Source organism: Nitrospira sp., from assembly GCA_024760545.1.
In the GTDB taxonomy this organism is placed as follows: domain Bacteria; phylum Nitrospirota; class Nitrospiria; order Nitrospirales; family Nitrospiraceae; genus Nitrospira_D.
In genome coordinates this window covers 3,853,878-3,874,460 of record CP060501.1, presented here as the reverse complement: position 1 = coordinate 3,874,460, position 20,583 = coordinate 3,853,878, and the positions used below count along the sequence as shown (strand labels likewise).

19 protein-coding genes are annotated in these 20,583 nt (G+C 57.6%); all 19 read left to right on the top strand.

The features are described from left to right. Nucleotides 1-65 precede the first annotated feature (65 nt). The 19 genes from H8K03_18260 (at nt 66) to H8K03_18170 (ending at nt 20,569) form a co-directional block, all read left to right on the top strand. Nucleotides 66-1,370, top strand: a complete 1,305-nt coding sequence (locus H8K03_18260; protein ID UVT19708.1) for a TolC family protein — start codon at nt 66-68, stop codon at nt 1,368-1,370. Nucleotides 1,371-1,609: 239 nt separating this feature from the next. Next, nucleotides 1,610-2,632, top strand: a complete 1,023-nt coding sequence (locus H8K03_18255; GenBank protein ID UVT22539.1) for an efflux RND transporter periplasmic adaptor subunit — start codon at nt 1,610-1,612, stop codon at nt 2,630-2,632. A gap of 6 nt (nt 2,633-2,638) precedes the next feature. Beyond that, entirely contained in the window at nt 2,639-5,791 is a 3,153-nt protein-coding gene (locus H8K03_18250; GenBank protein UVT19707.1) for an efflux RND transporter permease subunit, read from the top strand. A gap of 331 nt (nt 5,792-6,122) precedes the next feature. Further along, nucleotides 6,123-6,449: a hypothetical protein gene (locus H8K03_18245; GenBank protein ID UVT19706.1), complete on the top strand. Its 327-nt coding sequence runs from the start codon at nt 6,123-6,125 to the stop codon at nt 6,447-6,449. A gap of 142 nt (nt 6,450-6,591) precedes the next feature. After that, a complete protein-coding gene (locus H8K03_18240; GenBank protein ID UVT19705.1) occupies nt 6,592-6,930 on the top strand; it encodes a hypothetical protein in 339 nt (112 codons plus the stop codon). Between the two features lie 147 nt (nt 6,931-7,077). After that, the gene (locus tag H8K03_18235) at nt 7,078-7,284 is read left to right on the top strand and encodes a DUF2934 domain-containing protein (protein UVT19704.1); all 207 of its coding nucleotides are present in this window, start codon (nt 7,078-7,080) and stop codon (nt 7,282-7,284) included. Between the two features lie 78 nt (nt 7,285-7,362). Further along, nucleotides 7,363-9,195, top strand: a complete 1,833-nt coding sequence (gene glgP, locus H8K03_18230; protein ID UVT19703.1) for an alpha-glucan family phosphorylase — start codon at nt 7,363-7,365, stop codon at nt 9,193-9,195. A 50-nt stretch (nt 9,196-9,245) separates the two neighbouring features. Further along, nucleotides 9,246-9,479, top strand: a complete 234-nt coding sequence (locus H8K03_18225; GenBank protein ID UVT19702.1) for a DUF2933 domain-containing protein — start codon at nt 9,246-9,248, stop codon at nt 9,477-9,479. Continuing rightward, nucleotides 9,472-10,140, top strand: coding sequence for an isoprenylcysteine carboxylmethyltransferase family protein (locus H8K03_18220; protein UVT19701.1), 669 nt, complete (start codon nt 9,472-9,474; stop codon nt 10,138-10,140). Before H8K03_18225 ends, H8K03_18220 begins: the two co-directional genes overlap by 8 nt. A 69-nt stretch (nt 10,141-10,209) precedes the next feature. Beyond that, the gene (locus tag H8K03_18215; protein UVT19700.1) at nt 10,210-12,522 is read left to right on the top strand and encodes a hypothetical protein; all 2,313 of its coding nucleotides are present in this window, start codon (nt 10,210-10,212) and stop codon (nt 12,520-12,522) included. 89 nt (nt 12,523-12,611) lie between these two features. Continuing rightward, nucleotides 12,612-13,097: a hypothetical protein gene (locus tag H8K03_18210; GenBank protein ID UVT19699.1), complete on the top strand. Its 486-nt coding sequence runs from the start codon at nt 12,612-12,614 to the stop codon at nt 13,095-13,097. A gap of 77 nt (nt 13,098-13,174) precedes the next feature. Next, a complete protein-coding gene (locus H8K03_18205; GenBank protein UVT19698.1) occupies nt 13,175-13,351 on the top strand; it encodes a YHS domain-containing protein in 177 nt (58 codons plus the stop codon). A 39-nt stretch (nt 13,352-13,390) separates the two neighbouring features. After that, the gene (locus H8K03_18200; GenBank protein ID UVT19697.1) at nt 13,391-14,101 is read left to right on the top strand and encodes a hypothetical protein; all 711 of its coding nucleotides are present in this window, start codon (nt 13,391-13,393) and stop codon (nt 14,099-14,101) included. A 33-nt stretch (nt 14,102-14,134) separates the two neighbouring features. After that, nucleotides 14,135-14,602: a cytochrome c gene (locus tag H8K03_18195; GenBank protein ID UVT19696.1), complete on the top strand. Its 468-nt coding sequence runs from the start codon at nt 14,135-14,137 to the stop codon at nt 14,600-14,602. A gap of 20 nt (nt 14,603-14,622) precedes the next feature. Further along, nucleotides 14,623-15,834 carry a hypothetical protein gene (locus H8K03_18190; GenBank protein ID UVT19695.1) on the top strand — a complete coding sequence of 404 codons (1,212 nt, stop codon included), beginning with the start codon at nt 14,623-14,625 and terminating at the stop codon, nt 15,832-15,834. 25 nt (nt 15,835-15,859) lie between these two features. Continuing rightward, on the top strand, nt 15,860-16,783 hold the full coding sequence (locus tag H8K03_18185) for a periplasmic heavy metal sensor (GenBank protein ID UVT19694.1): 924 nt from the start codon (nt 15,860-15,862) through the stop codon (nt 16,781-16,783). A 392-nt stretch (nt 16,784-17,175) separates the two neighbouring features. Then, nucleotides 17,176-19,038 carry a 2Fe-2S iron-sulfur cluster binding domain-containing protein gene (locus tag H8K03_18180; GenBank protein UVT19693.1) on the top strand — a complete coding sequence of 621 codons (1,863 nt, stop codon included), beginning with the start codon at nt 17,176-17,178 and terminating at the stop codon, nt 19,036-19,038. Further along, entirely contained in the window at nt 19,038-19,784 is a 747-nt protein-coding gene (locus tag H8K03_18175) for a hypothetical protein (protein ID UVT19692.1), read from the top strand. Before H8K03_18180 ends, H8K03_18175 begins: the two co-directional genes overlap by 1 nt. After that, entirely contained in the window at nt 19,781-20,569 is a 789-nt protein-coding gene (locus H8K03_18170) for a hypothetical protein (protein UVT19691.1), read from the top strand. Before H8K03_18175 ends, H8K03_18170 begins: the two co-directional genes overlap by 4 nt. The last annotated feature ends 14 nt before the right edge of the window (nt 20,570-20,583 follow it).

Here is a 20,583-nt window from a genome sequence, read left to right as displayed (position 1 = left end):
GTCGTCCCCTGCTTAGCTGCTGACGCTGAGCGGGCGGTAATGCTTTTTACCGTCGGAGGTGGGTCATGAAACACACTCGTATCCCTCTTTCATTCCCTCGAGTGCGGGCCGGGTGGCTGATTACGCTAACGCTCCTGCTTCTCCCCTGGCCGGTCGGCGCGGCCGAGGAATCGGCTGAACCACGCTTGGAGCTTTCCAGCCTTATTCGAGAACTCGAAGCCGCAAATCCCGAGATTAAGGCGGCCCGCCAACGATGGGAATCCGCGAAGGCGGTCGTACCACAAGTTCAGACCTTGCCCGATCCTCGTCTTCAAATTGGCTATCAGCGTATGCCGATGGTGCCTCCCGTAGTTGAAGGGGTGATGTATGGAGTCGGGCAGGACATCCCCTTTCCGGGCAAGCTCAAGCTGAGAGGAGAAGTCGCTCAACAGGAGGCGGAGCGAATGGAACAAGAGTATCTTGCGGCCCGTTTGCGGCTCGTGGCAGCGCTGAAGCAGGCTTATTTCGATCTCCACTTCGTCCATAAGAGCATCGACATCGTGGGGAGAAACAAGGGACTGCTGACGCAATTCGAGAAGACAGCCAAGACTCGATACAGCGTTGGGCAAGCCGCGCAGCAGGACGTGTTTCGCGCCCAGGTCGAAATTTCACGCGTCCTCGATCGGCTGGCCGTCCTCGACCAGCAGAAAGAGAGCCTTCACGCAGCCATCAATCGGCTCTTGAATCGTCCACCAGATGGTCCGTTGGGCACCCCGGAAGACGTACAGAGTACCCTTCTGACACTCCCTCTTCAGGAACTCAACAGGCGGGCAAACGAATTCTCACCTGCGCTGCTCGCGACGGCAAAAGGCATCGATCGTTCTGAGCGGGTTGTCTCCCTTGCGAAGCGACAGTTCTATCCGGATTTCGATGTCACAGCTCTCGGCATCCGCAACGACAAGATCAATGACAACGGCTACCAGGTGATGGTGGGCATCAAGATCCCCTTATTCTATGAAACCAAACAGAAACAAGGGGTCCGAGAAGCGCTAGCCAGCTTAGAGGGAGCGCGTGAGGATTTTACGGCGACTCGTCAGGATCTGTTGTTCCAGGTGAAAGATGGATTTGTGCAGGCCCAGCGGGCCGAGCGGCTGATCACCATCTTACGCGATGCCATCATTCCCCAGGCCACGCTCGGCCTGCAGGCCGCGCAAGCAGGGTACGCGGTGGGGAAAGTAGACTTCCTCACGCTGCTGAATAGCCTCCTGACGTTGCAAGAAAGCCAGCTTGAGCTGCATGGCGAGATGGTAAACCACGAGAAAGCGCTCGCTCGGCTCGAAGCTGTAACGGGTGGGGCATTCGACGGCCCGTTGTCGGAAAGAAAACCGTGATCATGACTCGTCAGCGTGTCATCGGTATGGCAGCGGTCCTCATCATAATCATAGCCGCTGCCGCAGTTGTCTGGTTGACGACGAGGCCGGTGGTGCCTCCACCGACGGATTCCCGACAGGACGAGATGGCCGGGATGGACATGCCGGGGATGGGAAAGGAGCAACAGAGGAAACCGGCCCCGGTGGAGGAAGCGGTTGGACCGGAGACTCCCCTCGAGTCCGAAGGTGTGCCAGGCATCGTGACCATTGCACCGGAACGGCTGCAAACAATCGGGGTGAAGTATGGGCAGGTGGTACGTCGTCCCTTGGAGAAGAGTATCCGCACGGTCGGCAGAGTTGCCATTGACGAGCGCAAGCAGGCCAAAGTCACGATCAAGTTTCACGGGTGGATCGAAGAGCTGTTCGTCAGCGCGCTCGGGGATCACGTGAAGAAAGGTCAGGCGCTCTTCACGATCTATAGTCCCGATCTGGTCGCAACTCAAGAGGAGTATCTCCTCGCGGTGCATAGTCAGAAGCAATTGGGGGGCAGCGAGTTTCCCGAAGTGGCGCAAGGCTCCAAGGATTTGCTCGAAGCGACCAAGCGCCGCTTTCAGCTCTGGGATATCACGGATGATCACATCCAAGAACTCGAAAAGACCGGGAAGGTGCTGAAAACCCTGCCGATCCATTCGCCCATCACCGGAACGGTGATCAAGAAGGACGCCCTCGCCGGTGCGCATGTGGATGCTGGAGTAGAACTCTATACCATTGCGGATCTCTCCCATATCTGGATCTTGGCGGACATTTACGAATACGAGCTGTCGTTCATCAAAGCGGGACAGAATGCTGCCGTCACCCTCTCCTACGACCCTGGCACGGCGCTGACTGGCCACGTGAGCTTCATTTATCCCACCTTGGACCCGAAAACCCGCACGGCAAAGGTGCGGTTCGAACTCGACAACCGTGATGACACGCTCAAGCCGGACATGTATGCCAACGTGGAGTTGCGGGTGAATTTGGGCATTCGTTTGGCGATTCCGCAAGAAGCCATCATCGAATCGGGACAAAAGCAGGTCGTTTTTCTCCATCTGGGCGACGGGAAACTCGAGCCGCGCCTGATCAAAACCGGAGTCAAGACCGGCGAATGGTCTGAAGTGCTGACAGGTCTGAAAGAAGGTGAGCACATTGTCACCTCAGCCAACTTCTTAATTGACAGCGAAAGCCGTCTTAAGGCCGTCGTCGAGAGCATGGGTGGCATGCCCGGCATGAAGATGAAGGATTGAACGCCCGTGGTTGAATGGATCATCGAATTCAGCGCGAGAAACCGCTTCATCGTCTTCCTGCTGGTCTTCGCATTCTCAGCGGTCGGACTCTGGGCCATGTGGCAAACGCCGATCGACGCACTGCCCGATATCTCCGATACACAAGTCATCGTCTATACGACCTGGCAGGGCCGTTCGCCAGATCTGGTCGAAGACCAAATTACCTATCCGATCGTCACAGCGCTCCTGTCAGCTCCCAACGTGACGGTCGTCCGTGGTTTCTCGGACTTCGGCTACTCCTATGTCTACATTCTCTTCAAAGACGGCACGGATATCTATTGGGCCAGGTCGCGCATCCTCGAACGGTTGAGCCAACTCTCTGGACGGATGCCGGAAGGGGTCACGCCGCAGCTCGGCCCAGACGCGACGGGCGTGGGCTGGGTCTATCAGTACGCCCTCGTCGATGAGACTGGCCGGCATGATCTGGCCGCCCTGCGCAGTTTCCAGGATTGGTATCTCCGGTATTGGCTGCGCGCCGTGGAGGGCGTGGCTGAAGTGGCGAGTATCGGCGGTTTCGTCCGGCAATACCAAGTAAATCTCGATCCGACCAAGGTCTTGGCCTATCGCCTTTCTCTTCCTTCTATTGTCGAAACGATTCGACAGAGCAACAACGACGTGGGCGGTCGTGTCGTAGAGTTTTCGGGGATCGAATACGTCGTGCGCGGGCGTGGCTACATCAAGAGGGCTGAGGACATAGAGAAGATCGCCGTGGCAGTCAACGAGAACGGGACGCCAATTCTGTTGCGCGACGTAGCCACGGTCCGGCTCGGGCCGGACATGAGACGAGGGCTGGCGGAGTTCAACGGGCAAGGCGAGGTCGCAGGCGGCATTGTGATTATGCGGTTTGGCGAGAATGCGCTCAATGTGATCGAACGAGTCAAGACGAAGCTGAAAGAGATTGAGCCGTCCATGCCGAAAGGCGTGAAGGTCGTCACGGTCTACGACCGGAGCGACTTGATTCACGAATCTATCGCCACGGCTAAGGAAAGTCTGATCGAAGAATTGGTGGTCACGGGGGTACTGATCCTGGCGTTTTTGCTCCATGTCCGTTCTGCGATTGTCCCGATCCTGACGCTTCCGCTGGCCGTCCTGATCTCTTTCATTCCCATCTATCTGATGAACATCGGCATCAACATCATGTCGCTCGGCGGCATCATCGTGGCGATCGGAGACATGGTCGATGCCGCTATCGTGATGGTGGACAACGCCCACAAACGCCTCGAGGAATGGGAACGAGATGGGAAGGTCGGCGATCGGCTCCAAGTCCTGATCGATTCGGCCAAGGAAGTCGGCCCGCCCATTTTTGCGTCGGTGCTCGTCATCGCGATCTCGTTCATCCCGGTCTTCGTGCTCGAAGCGCAAGAAGGCCGCATGTTCAAGCCGCTGGCCTGGACCAACAACCTGGCCATCGTGATGTGCGCGGTCCTGGCCATCACGTTGGTCCCGGCCTGCTTACCGACGTTCATTCGAGGCAAGATCTTTCCGGAACTGAAGCATCCTGTCACCCGCGGGCTCCAACGGCTCTATGCGCCCGTGCTGCGCACGGCCTTGTACTATCGGAAAGCGGTCGTGATCGGAGCTATTGTGTTGATGGCCAGCATCGTCCCGCTCTACCAGCAGATGGGCTCCGAATTTATGCCGCCCCTGTACGAAGGCACGATCCTCTATATGCCGACGACTTTGCCGGGCTTGTCAGTGACGGAGGCCAGCCGGCTACTGCAGATTATGGATCAAAAGCTGCGATCCTTTCCGGAGGTGGAGCATGTCTTCGGCAAGTCTGGACGAGCCGAAACCTCCACCGACCCGGCGCCCTTTGGCATGATGGAAGTCGTGGTTGAGCTAAAGTCCAAAGACCAGTGGCGGCCAGGTCTGAGCTATGAGGGACTCGTGGATGAAATGGACCGAGCGCTCCAGATTCCTGGTGTGACGAACGCCTGGACCATGCCGATTAAGGCCCGGATCGACATGTTGACGACTGGCATTCGGACGCCGGTCGGGATCAAGATCTTTGGTCCCGATCTGAAACAGATCGAACAGATCGGTGGACATCTGGAAATGGTGCTCAAAGAGGTCCCAGGCACGCGCAGCGTGTATGCAGAGCGAGTGTCAGGCGGCTACTTCCTTGATTACGATATCAATCGCGAGGAGATCGCACGCTATGGGCTCAAGCTGATGGATGTCGGCAAGATCATCGAAACGGCCATCGGCGGCGAAAACATCGCGACGACGATCGAGGGCCGTGAGCGGTATCCAATCAACGTCCGTTATCTCCGTGAATTGCGGGATGATCCTGAAAAGCTGAAGCGCGTGCTGGTGGATACGCCGACCGGCGCGCAAGTGCCGCTAGCGCAACTCGCGACACTACGTTTCGTCAATGGGCCGCCGATGATCCGTGACGAAAACGGCATGCTCTCAGGGTATGTGTTCTTGGACATGACGGGGCGTGATGTCGGCGGATACGTGGAGGACCTTAAAAGGGTTGTGGCAGCAAAAGTCGAACTGCCAGCGGGCTATACGATCGTTTGGTCCGGCCAGTATGAATTCATGCAGCGGGTAAAGGAACGACTGAAGTTCGTCGTGCCGCTGACGCTCGTGATCATCTTTGTCACGTTTTACTTTTCTTTTGCGTCGGTGGCCAAGACCTTCATGGTGATGATCGGGGTGCCGCTCTCATTAGTCGGGGCCGTCTGGTACCTCTCGATCCTTGGCTACAACATGAGCATTGCCGTGTGGGTGGGGCTGATCACTGTCGTGGGGACCGCGGCGGAAACCAGCGCGGTCATGCTGGCCTATTTGGATGAAGCTTGCGCCCGACGCAAAGCGGCCGGCGGGCTCACGACGTTGGAAGATTTAATCGACACAGTCCAGCTGGGGGCAGTCGAACGCATTAGGCCCATGATGATGATTGGCTTGGTCGATGTCATCGGGTTGATCCCGGTCATGTGGGCTACGGGAACCGGGGCGGATGTAATGAAGCGGATCGCCGCTCCACAGGTCGGTGGGGTGTTCTCCGCAATGGTCCTGACGCTGTTTGTGATTCCGCCCATCTATGTCATGTGGAGGTGGTGGAGCGAGCGCAGGCAAGGCCGGACGATAAAAATTGAGGCGAGAGGATCATGACACTCGTGACGTTCTTAACAAACGAATTGCCATACATCCGTGCAGAAACTGTAATAAGAGGAGCCTGTTCGAGGCCAGACGGTCCCGTCGGAAGAATATTTGTAATGGCCCATTGTCGCGTTACGCGACAGTTAAATTGAAGCCTGTCCTTTATTGCCACGGTGAATTGTCGCAAAAGAGGAGGTGTTGGTCAGTTAATACAGTAATAGAATTGGTTCCTATATAAAATATCGCCCTAAGTAGTTGGTACGTTGATTGCTTCGGCATCAGCACAGGCAGTGAAATGGATCACTGCCAAAAATAGAAGGGGGGATTTACGATGCGACAGGTTATGAGGGGATTATCATTCATCGTCCTCTTACTGGGCTTGGCCATTCCAAGCTTTGCCATGACAGGTCCTGAGCCTGGGATTGCCAAGGGTAATCATCAGGAACTCGCGATGTACTATGCGGAGCAGGCCCAGGATTTCAAGGCGAAAGCAAGGTTCTGGGACAATACCGCTGAATCCTACGAGCATCACCCGGAGCTCTATAAGTCGAGCGACATTGCCGACGAGGCGGCCCATTGCCGTCAAATTGCGCGAAACTACCGGAAGATGGCAGACGAGGCTGCAGCTTTGGCGACCGAACACTTGGGTTTAACCCGCAAGGGACCATAGGTTGTAGCATCGGAACATGTCGATAGGATGACCAGGGGCGCCGAGGCGATCACGCAATTTGTACGAAAAGATCCCCGGCGCCGCTCTGGGTTTTGGAGTGTCGAGCTGCGCATAAACACATGCTCGAAGGAGTGAAGCGCCCATGAAGATCTCGCGGCAGCTGTCGTGGTTTGTCCTGTTCTTCGGCGTGGCGATCATGGCCTGTTCAACTGGTCCACCACGCGAACTCATTGAACGCAACAATCACAGTGGACTGGCGAGCTGGTATGAGCAGGAAGCTCTGCGCCTGCACGGTAAAGCAGAAGAAATGCGTCAGATGAGCGATCGATACGCAGCCCACGACTATCCGCTTTCTCCAAAAGAGTCCAAGGGAGAGCTGCTCAGGCATTGTCGCGACTTCATGCGCTATTACACGAAGGCCGCCGAAGAAGCGGAGGCTCTCGCCAAGCTGCATCGCGAACAAGAGCTAGGCATTCCCTGAAGGGCAATATTCTGAACGCTATGCGGATTTTTCAATGAGTCTGAAGCCGCCCGCTCAATCATGAATCAGTCCCATATTTCAGTCATGGTTCAACAGTTCGCAGCACCCGGTAGATATTTCATCTCTAGGACTGGAAAAGGGGGAAGCATGAAACCGCAACGGGTAAAGAAACGGCACAACGACAAGGCTGATACCACACAGGCTGCTATCCCAGAGCAAATCATGTCCGATGACCTTCGTGACCGGATTGCGAAGCGAGCTTATGAGCTCTACATCGATCGAGGCTGCAGACCGGGGTGTGATGTGGAAGATTGGATTGACGCGGAGCGAGAAATACTCACGTCGCCGAAGTGACAGGAGTGACGGTGGTGATCCGACGTTGGCCGTCCCCTACTTTGCTGGCGTGGTGGCACCGCAAATGGGAGATACCGTATGAAAGATCCGGTCTGTGGCATGAAGGTCTTCCAAGAGCAGGCCTTGGCGGCCACTTACGGAGACCGGATGTTCTACTTCTGTTCCGATCTGTGTCGGCGCACCTTCCTCGCTGGTCCCGAGAGATACCTGAGACCGCTTGAACCGGCCGGGACGGCTGGCCCCTTCACCCAACGTGTAGCGTATTTTACGATGGAAGTGGCGCTTGATCCTGCAATGCCCACCTACAGTGGAGGGTTGGGGGTTCTAGCGGGAGATACGCTCCGATCGTTTGCCGATCTCAAAATTCCGGCCGTTGGAGTCAGCCTCCTGTACTGGAACGGATATTTTGAGCAGAAGCTGGACGAGTGGGGCAACCAGCACGAGCAGCCGGTGTCGTGGGAGCCGAGAGTCCAACTTCGCCTCCTCCCGGCCACAGTGACCGTGGCCATCGAAGCACGGACAGTGATCGTCCAGGCTTGGCAATATGATCTTATCGGTGTCACGGGCGGTCGGGTACCAGTGCTCTTGTTGGATGCCAATCGTCCGGACAATGCCCAGCAAGACCGAGAGCTGAGCTTGTGGCTCTACGGAGGGGATGACCGCTACCGGCTCGCGCAAGAAATCATCCTGGGCATCGGCGGCATCCGAATGCTCCAGGCTCTTGGGTATTCCGCAGTGGAACGATTCCATATGAATGAAGGTCATGCCGCTTTCTTGACGCTCCAACTCCTACGCGAGTCAACTCCGGTCGGTTCCACAGAGTGGGACTTCCCTGCGGTAAGACGGCGCTGCGTCTTTACCACCCACACGCCGGTTCCGTCCGGCCACGATCAATTCGCGTATGACCGTGTTCGTCGGGTCATGGGGGACCTACTACCGTTGGAAGTCTTACAGATGCTAGGTGGGCAGGACCGCCTGAACATGACGCTCCTGGGCTTCAACATGAGCACCTATGTCAATGGCGTGGCCAAGCGGCATGGCGAAGTCTCGCAACAGATGTTTCCCGCGCATGTCATCGATTCGATCACGAACGGCATCCATTCAGTCACCTGGACCAGCGAGAGCTTCCAGGATCTTTACGATCGGTCGATTCCCGGTTGGCGAACCGATCCGTTCTCTCTTCGCTACACGATTAGTGTCCCAAATCAGGAGATCTGGAACGCGCATATCAAGGCCAAGACGCGGCTGCTTGAAGAAGTGAGGCAGCGCACTCAGCAGCAGTTGAGGCCGGATGCCTTCACGATCGGCTTCGCCCGCCGTGCAACCTTATACAAGCGGGCCGATTTAATCTTGTCGGCACCTCGTGAATTGACCGCCGTGGCCAAGAACGCAGGACCGCTGCAGATCTTGTTCGCGGGCAAGGCGCACCCCAAGGATGAGCCCGGCAAGGACATGATCCGCCGGATCGTGCAAGCGGCTAAGCAGCTCGAACGGGATGTGACGATTCTCTACCTCGACAACTACGACGTAACCCTCGCCCGGCTCCTGACAGCCGGCGTGGATCTGTGGCTGAACACGCCTCAGCGGCCGCTCGAAGCATCCGGGACGTCCGGCATGAAAGCGGCCCACAACGGTGTGCCAAGCTTGAGTGTGTTGGACGGCTGGTGGGTGGAAGGCCACATCGAAGGCGTGACGGGTTGGTCGATCGGCTCACGGACATTGGGGCAAGTCGCCGATGAAGCGGAAGAGGCGCGTGAGCTGTATCAGAAGCTGCGATGGACGATCGTGCCGATGTACTACCAATCGCGGGATCGTTGGATCAACGTGATGCGGCATACGATGGCGTTCAACGCGTCATTCTTCAACACCCACCGCATGGTCCAGCAGTATGCCGCCAATGCCTATGTGTAAGAGCAAATGCACGCGTCGATGATCCACCGGTGCAAGTGAGGTCCATTTCGATGAATAATTTACGACGGCTCGTTCTCTACGCCTTTCTCGCGGTCCTGGGATTTTTTCTCGTGACCGAACACCGGGCGCATGTGTTCGGAATACTCCCCTATCTTCTCTTGTTCGCCTGCCCGTTGTTCCATCTCCTTCTACACAGGCGACATGGTGGTCATGACTCCGAATCTCCACCAGGCGGGAAGCAGCCCGACTCACAGGCCAACACCGGAGGCCATTCCCATGGATGAAGGATCGGCTTATGGGTTATGGTCGTTAGTGATCATCAACTCGGTGGTGTTTATCCTCTTCGCGTTTAGCTTCACGCGGCCGCGGACGACACGCGATTGGCGATCCCTGGGTGCCTTTTCGGCGTTTATCGTGGCTCTGTTTGCCGAGATGTACGGATTCCCCTTGACCATCTATCTGCTCTCCGGATGGCTGGAAAGCCGATATCCCGGAGTAAATCTATGGTCCCACGAAACCGGGCATCTCTGGCATACCCTGCTGGGCATGAAAAGCCATGCGCATAGTGATCCCTTGCACATTCTCAGTGGGCTGCTGATCTTCGGAGGGTTCTTTCTACTGGCGGCTTCGTGGGAAGTCTTGTATAGGGCGCAACGAAGCCAGACCCTCGCCATGACCGGACCCTATGCCCGGATAAGACATCCGCAGTATGTAGCCTTCATCGTGATCATGCTGGGTTTTCTCCTCCAATGGCCAACCATTCCAACATTGTTCATGTTCCCCATACTCGTGACGATGTATGTCCGTCTCGCTCACAAAGAGGAGAGGCAGGTCCGTGCGGAATTCGGCGAGTCCTATGATCGTTATGCAGAGACCACACCCGCCTTCTTCCCGCGATGGGGAAGGCAGAGACGAGAACAAATTGACGGGCGTCTGGATAGTTGATGGGTTGATAGTCAGAACCAGCCGTTTGACGACATGATGGAGGTAGAAGAAGCAGGAGAATCATAGAGCATGGTGATCTGGCATCTCACATCGGACACGCCGTGCTTTCCGTTCCATGTTAGTGCGGGGCAGAACGTTAACCTCCAGTTCGGCACATGGCCGATCGAGGAGGGCCAGCATGCCTGGATCGACGTTCGGGTTGTGCATTCGAACGGGGCCGAGGAGGCCAGGCGTGTCGAGGGAACGTGGAACTTCAACCGCGATGCCAATAGCTACTGGTTCATCAACGTCGGGCCGTTTGCAGATGGAGATCGGGTGGAGTACAGGCTGCACGGGAGTTCGCCGTCCGGGGCTTGTGAAATTGGCCCCTTCACCTTTCAGGTAGGTCCCAAAATTCATCTCGCGATCCTTTGGCATCAACACCAGCCATTGTACAAAAATCTCAAAGCCAAGCGACCGCAGGGATCGTATCGGTTCCCCTGGGTGCGGCTGCACGCCATCCGCGATTACTACGCTATGGCTGCGTTGCTGGAACAGCATCCTCAGGTCCACCTCACCATCAACCTGACCCCGGTGCTGCTGTGGCAGATCGAGGACTATGTCGAGCGCGGGGCGACGGATCGCGCCCTTGATCTGACCATGACTCCTGCGCACCGGCTTTCAACCGCCCAACGCGAGGAGCTCCTCGCCACCTTCTACGAAGCCGACTGGCACACCCAGATCTTTCCCTGGCCTCGTTATCGTGAACTGTTTGAGCAGCGCCAGAACAGTCGTGCGTTCACGGTCCAGGATCTCGCGGATCTCCAGATGTGGTTCAACCTGTCCTGGTTCGGCCCAGAGTTTCAAGAAGGCAAGGTGGCGCTGCCTAATGGCAGAACTTCCTCCGTGCGTCGCTTCGTCGAAAAGGGCGCAGGCTATACCGCCCGTGAGATTGAGCAGATGATCACGGAGCAACTAAAGATCCTGCACAATGTCGCCACGATCCATCGACAGCTCCAAGAGCGAGGCCAAATCGAGGTTTCCACTACCCCCTTCTACCATCCTATCCTTCCGCTGCTTGTTGATTCGGATCGCGCCACCATTGATCGTCCTGGCGCAGTGCATCCCCGGCGGTTTCACCACCCAGAAGACGCAGTGGCACAATTCCATCGTGCTAGGCGGTTCTACGAAGAACGCTTCGGGCATCCGCCCGCCGGGATATGGCCTGCTGAGGGCGCGGTCGGCCAGTCGGTTATCTCTCTTTTCACAGAGTCCGGCGTGCGATGGATCGCGACCGATCGCGGCGTCCTGGCACGCTCTGGGCAGTATGGTTACGACGTCCAGGACTCAAATGTCCTATGCCAAGCGTATCGAGCTAAAAATGGGCTGGGCCGTGGTGTCGCCGTCTTTTTCCGCGATTCCGTCTTGTCAGACAAGATCGGCTTTCACTACCACAGCTACGCAAGTCCCGCACAGGCGGCCGCCGACTTTCTGCAAGAATTGAAAGAGCGGTTCGCCTGGCAGGTCAACGACCCTCCGAACCGGATCGTGTCCGTGATTCTAGATGGGGAAAACGCGTGGGGGGCCTATCCACACCAGGCGCGCCCGTTTCTGCATGCCCTGTATACGGCGCTTGCCGCTGATCCGGAGATTCGCACAGTCACGTTTCGGGAGTACCTTGAGGGTAACCCGATGCGGCGGGTGCCGGCTCACCCGATCGAAGCATTGCCGAAAGTCTATGACCTCGCTGAAGCGAGCTGGATCGACGAGAACGGCTCGCGGCCCGGGAACGATCTTGGCACCTGGGTCGGTGAGGCGGAAGAAAACCGGGCGTGGGACTTACTGGGGGAGACCCGTGATCTTATAGACCGCATGAAGGTTACGGCATCGCGTCATCCCAAGGTCTTTGAGGCACTGTACGCTGCCGAGGGTAGCGACTGGTTCTGGTGGTTCGGCGAGGACCAGGCTTCCGACTCCGATGCGGAGTTCGATGACCTGTTTCGCGATCATCTGAAGACGGTCTACCGCGCCATTGGCCGGACCCCACCGGTGGCCCTTGATCAATCCATCGTGCCCCATACGCTGATCTGGACCTTCGCACGTCCGATTGCCTCAATCCGACCAGAGGACCGACTTACCATTCGGACGAATTGTCCTGGTCGACTCAGCTGGAGAACCGATTCCGATGACCAATGGCGAACATGTGAAATGGTTTCGGCTGGAGGAGTAATGGCCGCGATCCATCGTTACGGCGTAACGCTGGGACCGTTTGCCCCGGCGACATGCCAGATTGAGTTCCGATTCCAATGTGCGCATCCGGCTTGCTGCGGGACCGATCCGTGCTGCCGATTCGAACTTCGGCGGATCGAGGTCACCGGGAAGCAGGCGCAGGGACGGCGCTAGGGAAGGTCTGGTGGAGGCTCTCGTAAGCCTGCGTCTACTGCGGGATAGACTGAGGTTCAGAGCTTGGAGAAAACCGAGAGAGGTGATCAGTGTCGCAAGACGAGCAGCGAGGAAAACAAACAGCCAGCACCTACGCCATGGTGCGGTTGAGCGCGTTCGGGCGTGAACACCGCGTGTGCTGGGAGGTATTACCAGTACTACTGCCTGTCCCGGATGAGCAGCCGCTGCAGATCGGCTTCAATCTGGCACTCTACGGCGCCCATGCGCACGGAACCGACCCGCCAAGACCAGGCTGCGAGCGATGTGGAACCATTCTGGGCCATCTGCGCGAGATCGCAGAGTGGATCCTGCCGAAAGCGGAGCGGCCCTCTCGGTATGAGATAGCTGTCTCGGACAATGTCATTCTCTATGACCCCATCCGATGCAATCGGTCGGAGGTGACTGTCACGATCAAGATTCTGGATCGAGCGCAACTGGACGTTCCCGTGAACGCCTGCGAAGTTTTTTGCCTCCACGAAATGCAAAGTAGGCTGAAAGAGATCGGCACCCGGTATGAGAACTGGGAAGAGACATAGAGAAAGTAGGTGGTTCTTTAGAGCGCGACTCTGTGCCGGTCGCAGGTCGGGGATAAACGAGATAAGGAGGGAGAGCCATGACACACCAAAAAGCCATGGATCGCGTGTGCGGGATGTGGATCGACAAGGAAACGGCTCCCTTTCGCAGCACCTGGCAAGGACAGACCTATTATTTCTGCTCGAAGCCCTGCAAAGAGCAGTTTGACGAGGATCCCGTGCGGTACATGAAAGGATTTGAGGGTCGCAAACCTTGAAGCGATCGGCCTGTCGGATGTTGCCTGCGGGAAAATAGCATGACTCTCCGATCATTGACCTTGCCTCTCAAGGTACTTGCGAGCGTCTTTCTGCTCACGATCGGCGTGGCCTATCTTTTCGCCTTGGCGTACCTTTACCTGATTGATGTGGAGCCACACACCAAACACGGCATGGGACTCACCGCCGGCGTGATCATGAAATATTACGGTCAACGGGACACGACAAAGCTTGAAGCGGCCCTCCGAGGACCTATGACAGAATATGTTACTGACGCGCAGCGAACACAGATGATCCAGTGGATACGAGCGGGCGCGGCCGAAACCGACTTCGTGAAGGTCCAGCCGATCCTCAAGCAGGCTTGCGGGGACTGCCACAGTGCGTCCTCGGGGACGGGCTTGCCGTCGCTTTCTTCCTATACTGAGGTCGTTCGCTATACCGAACTAGACCTTGGCCAATCCATCCAGTCACTGGTTCGAGTCTCTCATATTCATCTGTTCGGCATGAGTTTCATCTTTATGCTCACGAGCCTCATCTTCGTCTTCAGTGAAATCCCCGCTTCCATTCGGGCCGTTCTGGTGGCGATTCCTTTCCTCGCCATCTGGCTGGACATCGGGTCCTGGTGGTTTACCAAACACGCTCCTCTCTTTGCCTACATCGTGATCGGTGGAGGGGTGCTGATGGGACTGTCTCTGGCGTTGCAGATTGGGATTTCGCTTTACGAGATGTGGTTTGCTCGGACAATGCATTGATGCGCTGCTGTTCACATACAGGAGAACGGACAAATGGGAAACGCAGATCGTCGATTGGTAACGGGGAGAAGCAATGTGGCGATCAAGATGTGGGCGGTCATCGGATTCCTGGTTGCCTTGGCAGGAACCGCCGCTTCGGCGGAGGATGCACCTGAGGAAGCTATTCCCATCGAGTATGCTGGGAAAATTATGGCGACCGGAATGCCCAACGACCCCAAAGCACAAGTGGTGGGGAAGGAGATTTACGAAGGCAAAAGTAATCCAGCAGTCAATTGCGCTCGATGTCATGGGAGCGATGGCAAACCAACCAAGTTGGGAAAGGGAGCTCCGGATCTTTCAGATCCAGCGATCAGCAAGAAGCATTCGGATACACATTGGTTCTGGCGTATCTCGGAAAAGAAAGCGGGAACCACGATGCCGTCGTATAAAGACAAACTGACCGAAGAGCAGCGTTGGCAAGTGATCGTGTATCTGCGGACCCTGGCATCATCCGGTAAGTAGACCGCCGGAAGGGGGTCGCTGTGAAGAAATCGTTTATCCCCATGACCGCCGTGCTGATGCTCGTAGTATTGGTAGCCCTGGTCCTCTTGTCCGCGCGGCGAGCCTCGGCCGTTCCGTCATTTTCCCGGGAACATGGTCTCAAATGTAGCGACTGCCATGCGGGATTCCCCCTGCTGAATGAGTTCGGGATGGAGTTCAAGCAACGAGGGTTTCGGCTGCCCGACGAGGACGGTAAGTATCCCTGGGATCTGAAGAGTCTGCCCGTCTCCGTGATAGGTATCATGCAGTACCTCAACGCGCATGAAGACGATCCCGTAATTAGAGCCCGGCTATCTTCGTCCAGCAAAGCCGAAATCGACGAGATCGAGATCATGGCCGCGGGCACAGTCGCCCCGAAGGTGGGATTTCTCGCGGAGTTCGCCCAAGAGGTAGCGGCGGGTGGCTCGTTTGGAAACGAACAGATTTGGATGCAGTTTAGCGACCTGATACCGGCCAGTGTGCTCAACCTCCGGGCCGGACGCATGCTGAACGAACAGTACTACCTTTCACAGAAACGGCGACTGACCTTCCAGCGGTACCTGGCGCCGGTGACATTCAATGTGACCGGCGTCGAACTCAACGGATTCTGGTCTGGACTTCGGTACGCAGCCGGAGTCGTCAACGACGAGCGCGAGGAAGGAATCAACCCTCCGACGGTTAACCTGGACAAGAAATTTCAGGGTTTCTACGCCTGGGGAACCTACACACGGTGGAACCACATCATTGGCATCAGGTACATCAACACGAAGGCGAATTCCGATCAGCCTTCGCCGATCATTGACGGCCGAACCAGGCAGCAATTGGATGCCACGCTGAATCTCCGCTTTGCTCGCGGCCAGATCTTGCTCGGCTATTTTCATAACTGGGATATCGGAGGCGTGAATGGACAGGATCGGAGGAATTATTTGGTGGAGGGCATCCTCGAAGCGCTGCCCGAGAAACTGTTCCTGGATGCCCGCTACGAGATACAGGATACGGGGCTGGCGCCCGGCAGTCCCAACAATCCAATGAGGGCTAACGGCACTCTCGTCACCGCGCATGCCTCCTATTACGTCACAGAGAATGTGCGAGCCGTGGTGGAATTTACCAAAGTGAAAGGTGAAGGGCTGGACGTACAGCGGATCGGCGAATCGAATGCTATCGCGGCCGGTAGTCAGGAACGCTACCTGATCGGGATTCACTTCGCCTTTTAGCATCACAATGAAAGGAGTCAACTTTATGAATGTCATGAGCAAGCAAAGGCGGTGGACGGTGCTCGGAGCTGCAGGACTGCTCCTGCTTTCCGGAGGTCTGGCAGTGGGGGTGCTAGAGGCGCAGGCCCAGAAGTCATCCGTGCAACATGCGGGAGCTCAGGCTCCCGAGACTCGAGCCTTGGCCGAACAGATTCAGCAATTGCAGCAACAGGTCGCAACTTTGCAGGCCGTTATTGAGAAGCAGCACACCCAGCAGCGCAACCGCGGGATGGGAAGTGGCGGAAAGATGCGCGGCGGGGGCGCCATGCCCATGATGGACGATCAAGGTGAGATGGGCGGCATGTCGTCCGGGGGTAGCCCCGGTATGGGCATGAGCATGATGGACGACGAAGGAGAGATGGCCGGCATGTCTTCTGGCGGGATGTCTTCCGGCGGAGGCGGCGGCATGGGCATGATGGAAGGCGAGATGGGCGGGATGACCTCAGGCGGCAACATGAAGATGTGTTGTATGGGCGAAATGGGAGGGATGATGGGTGGCATGAAGAGTTCCAGTATGGGCGGCATGAAAGGATCGCCATCCACCATGCCGGGACAGCCGGGCGCCTCCCACTTGTATCACATCGGGTCCACCGGGTTTTTCCTTGACCATGCACAGCATATTGTCCTCACCCCTGAACAAAAGACGACGTTGAATCGGTTGAAGGAGAAGGCCCTTCTCGACCGCGCGACGCAGCAACGCCGCATCGATCAAGCCGAGCAGGATCTGTACCTGTTGACGGGCGCCGACCAGCCGGATGCTGCCAAAATCCAAGCCAAAGTAGCCGAGATCGAGAAGCTGCGGGCCGATCAGCGCATGAATTTCATCCGAGCGGTGGGGGAGGCCACCAATGTGCTCACACATGATCAACATCGGGCCCTGCTGGGGACGATGACATCCACTCCAAAGTAAAAAGACCGAACCATGAAAGGAGTAAGTGCCATGCGAACACCAAGACACATCCTTCCAGTCGTTCTTGTTTGTTTTGTGTTGAGTCTCTCTTCCTTGAGTTTCGGAGAAGACAAGTCGAGCCAGGCGTCGCTGGAGTTGCGAAAAAATATGGCGGATATGTAGCAGAAGATGGCGGACTGTCTAAGAATGGGGAAGTCCGCCGATGACTGCCAGCGGGATATCGCAAAGGATTGTGCCGTTCTTTCAAAGACCGGTCAGTGTCCCATTCAAGAGGGGATGGGGCATATGGGAATGGGACAGAGGCGAGGTGGCCGTGGCTCCCACTCCGAGGGGAAAGATCCCCTGTCTGGCCCTCATGAGATGCGCTAGCAAAGATGCGTGAGGCGATGAAGATGCATTGCAATCGTTGGTCGGCTGCAATTTTAGCAAGCGCTCTGGGATGGGCTGTGCCGTCTCTCGACCACACGGCACAGGGGCAACATGCGGAGCACCATCCGGGTCCAGGTGATTCGGCTGGTTCGAGCAACGCGTCGGGTATAGCTTCGGGCGAGGGGATGGGCGGTGGCATGGGGGAGATGGGAGGGATGGGAATGGGGACTTCACCCCCCAAAGAACTCTATCCCTCCTTGATGAGCCTTCCGGGCCTCGCCCTCGAGACGCGCGCGGAGGTCGAACGCCAGGCCCACGAGCGAATGACGAAGGGCGCGGAGCTGATGTCGGAAGGCCTCTCGGCGCTCTCGTCGAGTGCGGTGCGCGACGATTACGTCTTGATGCAGCAGGCCACGGAGCAGATGCGGGAGGGCTTGGCGCAGTTTGAAAGCGGGCTCGCGGCGCACCGGGCGCTTGCCGACGCTAGGGCGCCGCGCGAGATCGCATTGCAATGGTTCAAGCGAGAGATGCACCTCTTGCCGGCCTCGTCCGGCCCGCCCCCGCACGGCATCTTCGGGCTGTCCTGGTTTCATTACTTCGTCATGGCCCTGCTGCTCGTTTCCACCGCCTCTATGGTGTGGATGTACTACCACCGCCTGCGACGGGCGGACGCCTTGCTGGCAAGCCTGGCGGGAGAAAGACAGGAGTTCTCCGCGGCGCTGCTGAGGCCGAGTGCGACACCACCGGCCGCGAGCGCCGCTCCTATCATGGTAGCCAGAACACCTGCAGCGTCGGACGCCGCCACGTCCCTCGTGACAGTCCCCGCCGGCCGCTGGTCTGGACAACTTCGGGTGGCCAAGATTTTTCAGGAGACGGCCGACGTAAAAACATTTCGCCTGGTGCATCCGTCCGGGGGAGACCTTCCCGTCCTCCCTTTCGTGTTCGAACCCGGCCAGTTTTTGACGGTCACCGTCAATATCGACGGCAAGGAGACGAAGCGATCCTATTCCATCGCCTCTTCGCCATGCCGGCGCACATTCTGCGAGCTGACGGTCAAGCAGACGCCAGCCGGACTGGTCTCGAATTATCTACATGAGCGTATCCAGGTCGGAGACCTCATCAGCGTGAGCGGGCCGTTCGGAAAATTTACCTTTCGCGGCCACGAGGCCCCGAGCGTCGTGCTGATTGCCGGCGGCGTCGGGATCACGCCGTTGATGAGCGCGATCCGTTGCCTGACGGACCAAGCTTGGACCGGGGAGATCTTCATGATCTATGCCTGCAACACCATGCAGGATCTCATTTACCACGAGGAATTGGAGTATCTCGTCCGACGCTACGAGAACTTCCAGCTGACGATCACGCTCAGCAGGGAAACCTCATCCGCATGGACCGGACCACGGGGCCATGTCACCCGAGACTTGTTGACGAAGGCCGTCCCGAATCTCACGACGCGGCGCATCCACCTCTGCGGGCCGCCCGCGATGATGGAGGCCGTCAAAGGCATCCTCGCCGACATGGGAGTCCCTCCGGACCAGGTCAAAAGCGAAAACTTTCTCGGGGCGGAGCCGCGGCCGACCAAGCCCCCCGGCGCACCCACTCCTGTGGAACTGGGGCAGGCCGCAGTCACGACCACGTGCCGATTCGTTCGCTCGGGGAAGACTGCGCCGTTGGCGAAGGACCAGACCCTGCTGGAAGCGTCTGAGGATGTCGGGGTGAACATCGACTACTCCTGCCGGCAAGGCTACTGCGGGGTCTGCAAGGTCAAACTCCTCTCCGGGCTGGTCACGATGGCGGTCGAAGAGGCGCTAACCCCACAAGACAAAGCGGCGAACATCATTCTCGCCTGCCAGGCCAGGTCCACAGCCAACGTGGAGGTGGAGGCGTAATGCAGGAACGCGAACGGCTCGTCGTGACCGGAATGCTGCTTCTCATGCTCGCGCTCTGGCTCGGCTTTGCGGTGCACCGTTCCCCGCGCTTTGCAGGGTCACTGACGGGGGGCGTGCTGGGAGTCTCGGGCGCGCTGCTGATGGTGTTTTGTATCCTGTATGCCCCGGTGAAACGGATCCCCGCGATCAAGAATCTCGTCACAAAGTGGGTCTCGCTTCGCACGCTACTCGCCTGGCATGTCTATGCGGGCCTCGTCGGTTCCATGCTTGGCCTTCTGCATACGGGACATAAATTCGACAGTATGCTTGGCATGCTGCTGACCGCGGCGATGTTGGTGGTGGTGGTGAGCGGGTTCATCGGGCGCTATCTGCTCAATCAGACGTCCCAGGAGGTGCGTGAAAAGAGAGCCACGCTATCCGGATTACAGACGGCCTACGACTGGGTGGCGATGGAGCTCCGCAGCGCGCCCCAGCCGGCACTCATGACAGCATTGCAAGCCCGGTGGTCGCGATGGCTTCTGTCGGGACCGAGGGCCGAGAACGGGATGCAGGCAGCCGCGCGAGCCATCCGGCTCGCAGAGTCCATTGCTGATGTCGATTATGCCGTCAAGATGCACGAAACCTTGAAGCGGGCCTTCTCGAGATGGCTCACCGCGCACATCGTATTGTCCGCCGTTCTCATGGTCCTTCTCGGCATTCATGTCTGGGCTGCCCTCTATTATGGATTAAGATGGTTCCGTCCATGAAAAAGTGGATCATTGTGGTCGTGCTCGGTCTGGCTCTCGCGGCCCTCGCCCTCGGAGTAGTGCGCGTTCATATGCCGGCCAACGCTGAACAGTTGCAAGGCTTTATCAGTCCAGGGCCACTCTCGAACGCCCATGCGTTCCTTGAACAGAAATGCAGTACCTGTCACACCTCGATTCACGGCGTTGAGGCGGCCAACTGCATCGTCTGCCATACGAACAATTACATCCTGCTCCAGCGGCAACCCACTGCCTTTCATGCGGACATCAGCCGCTGTGCTGAGTGCCATATCGAGCACCGGGGCGTGAATGTGCGTCCGGTCGCGATGGACCACGCGGCCCTCGCGTGGATTGGCTGGAGCGAGTTACGGATATCCGATCCGGAGACCGAAACCCTTTCGAGAACCGACCTGATTCGATATTGGCTTCGTGATCAGTCCGGGGCCGCTCGACCGGCAACGGCGCTGGACTGCATCACGTGCCACGCGACGAAAGACCGCCATGTGGGCCTATTCGGTACAAATTGCAGCGACTGCCATGGGACGGAGCAGTGGACGATCGCCGACTACCGGCATCCCTCCCCGCGCTCGATGGACTGCGCACAGTGCCATCAGGCGCCGCCGAGCCACTACATGGAACACTTTGCCATGGTGTCTAAGAACGTTGTCGCCCGAGGGACGCTCGGCAGTCGGTGCTGCGACAACGTGCAAGTCAACCAATGTTACCGGTGCCATCAGACGACATCGTGGAACGATCTGCGTGGGGTGGGGTACTACAAGCATCATTGATGCAGGGTCGGGAT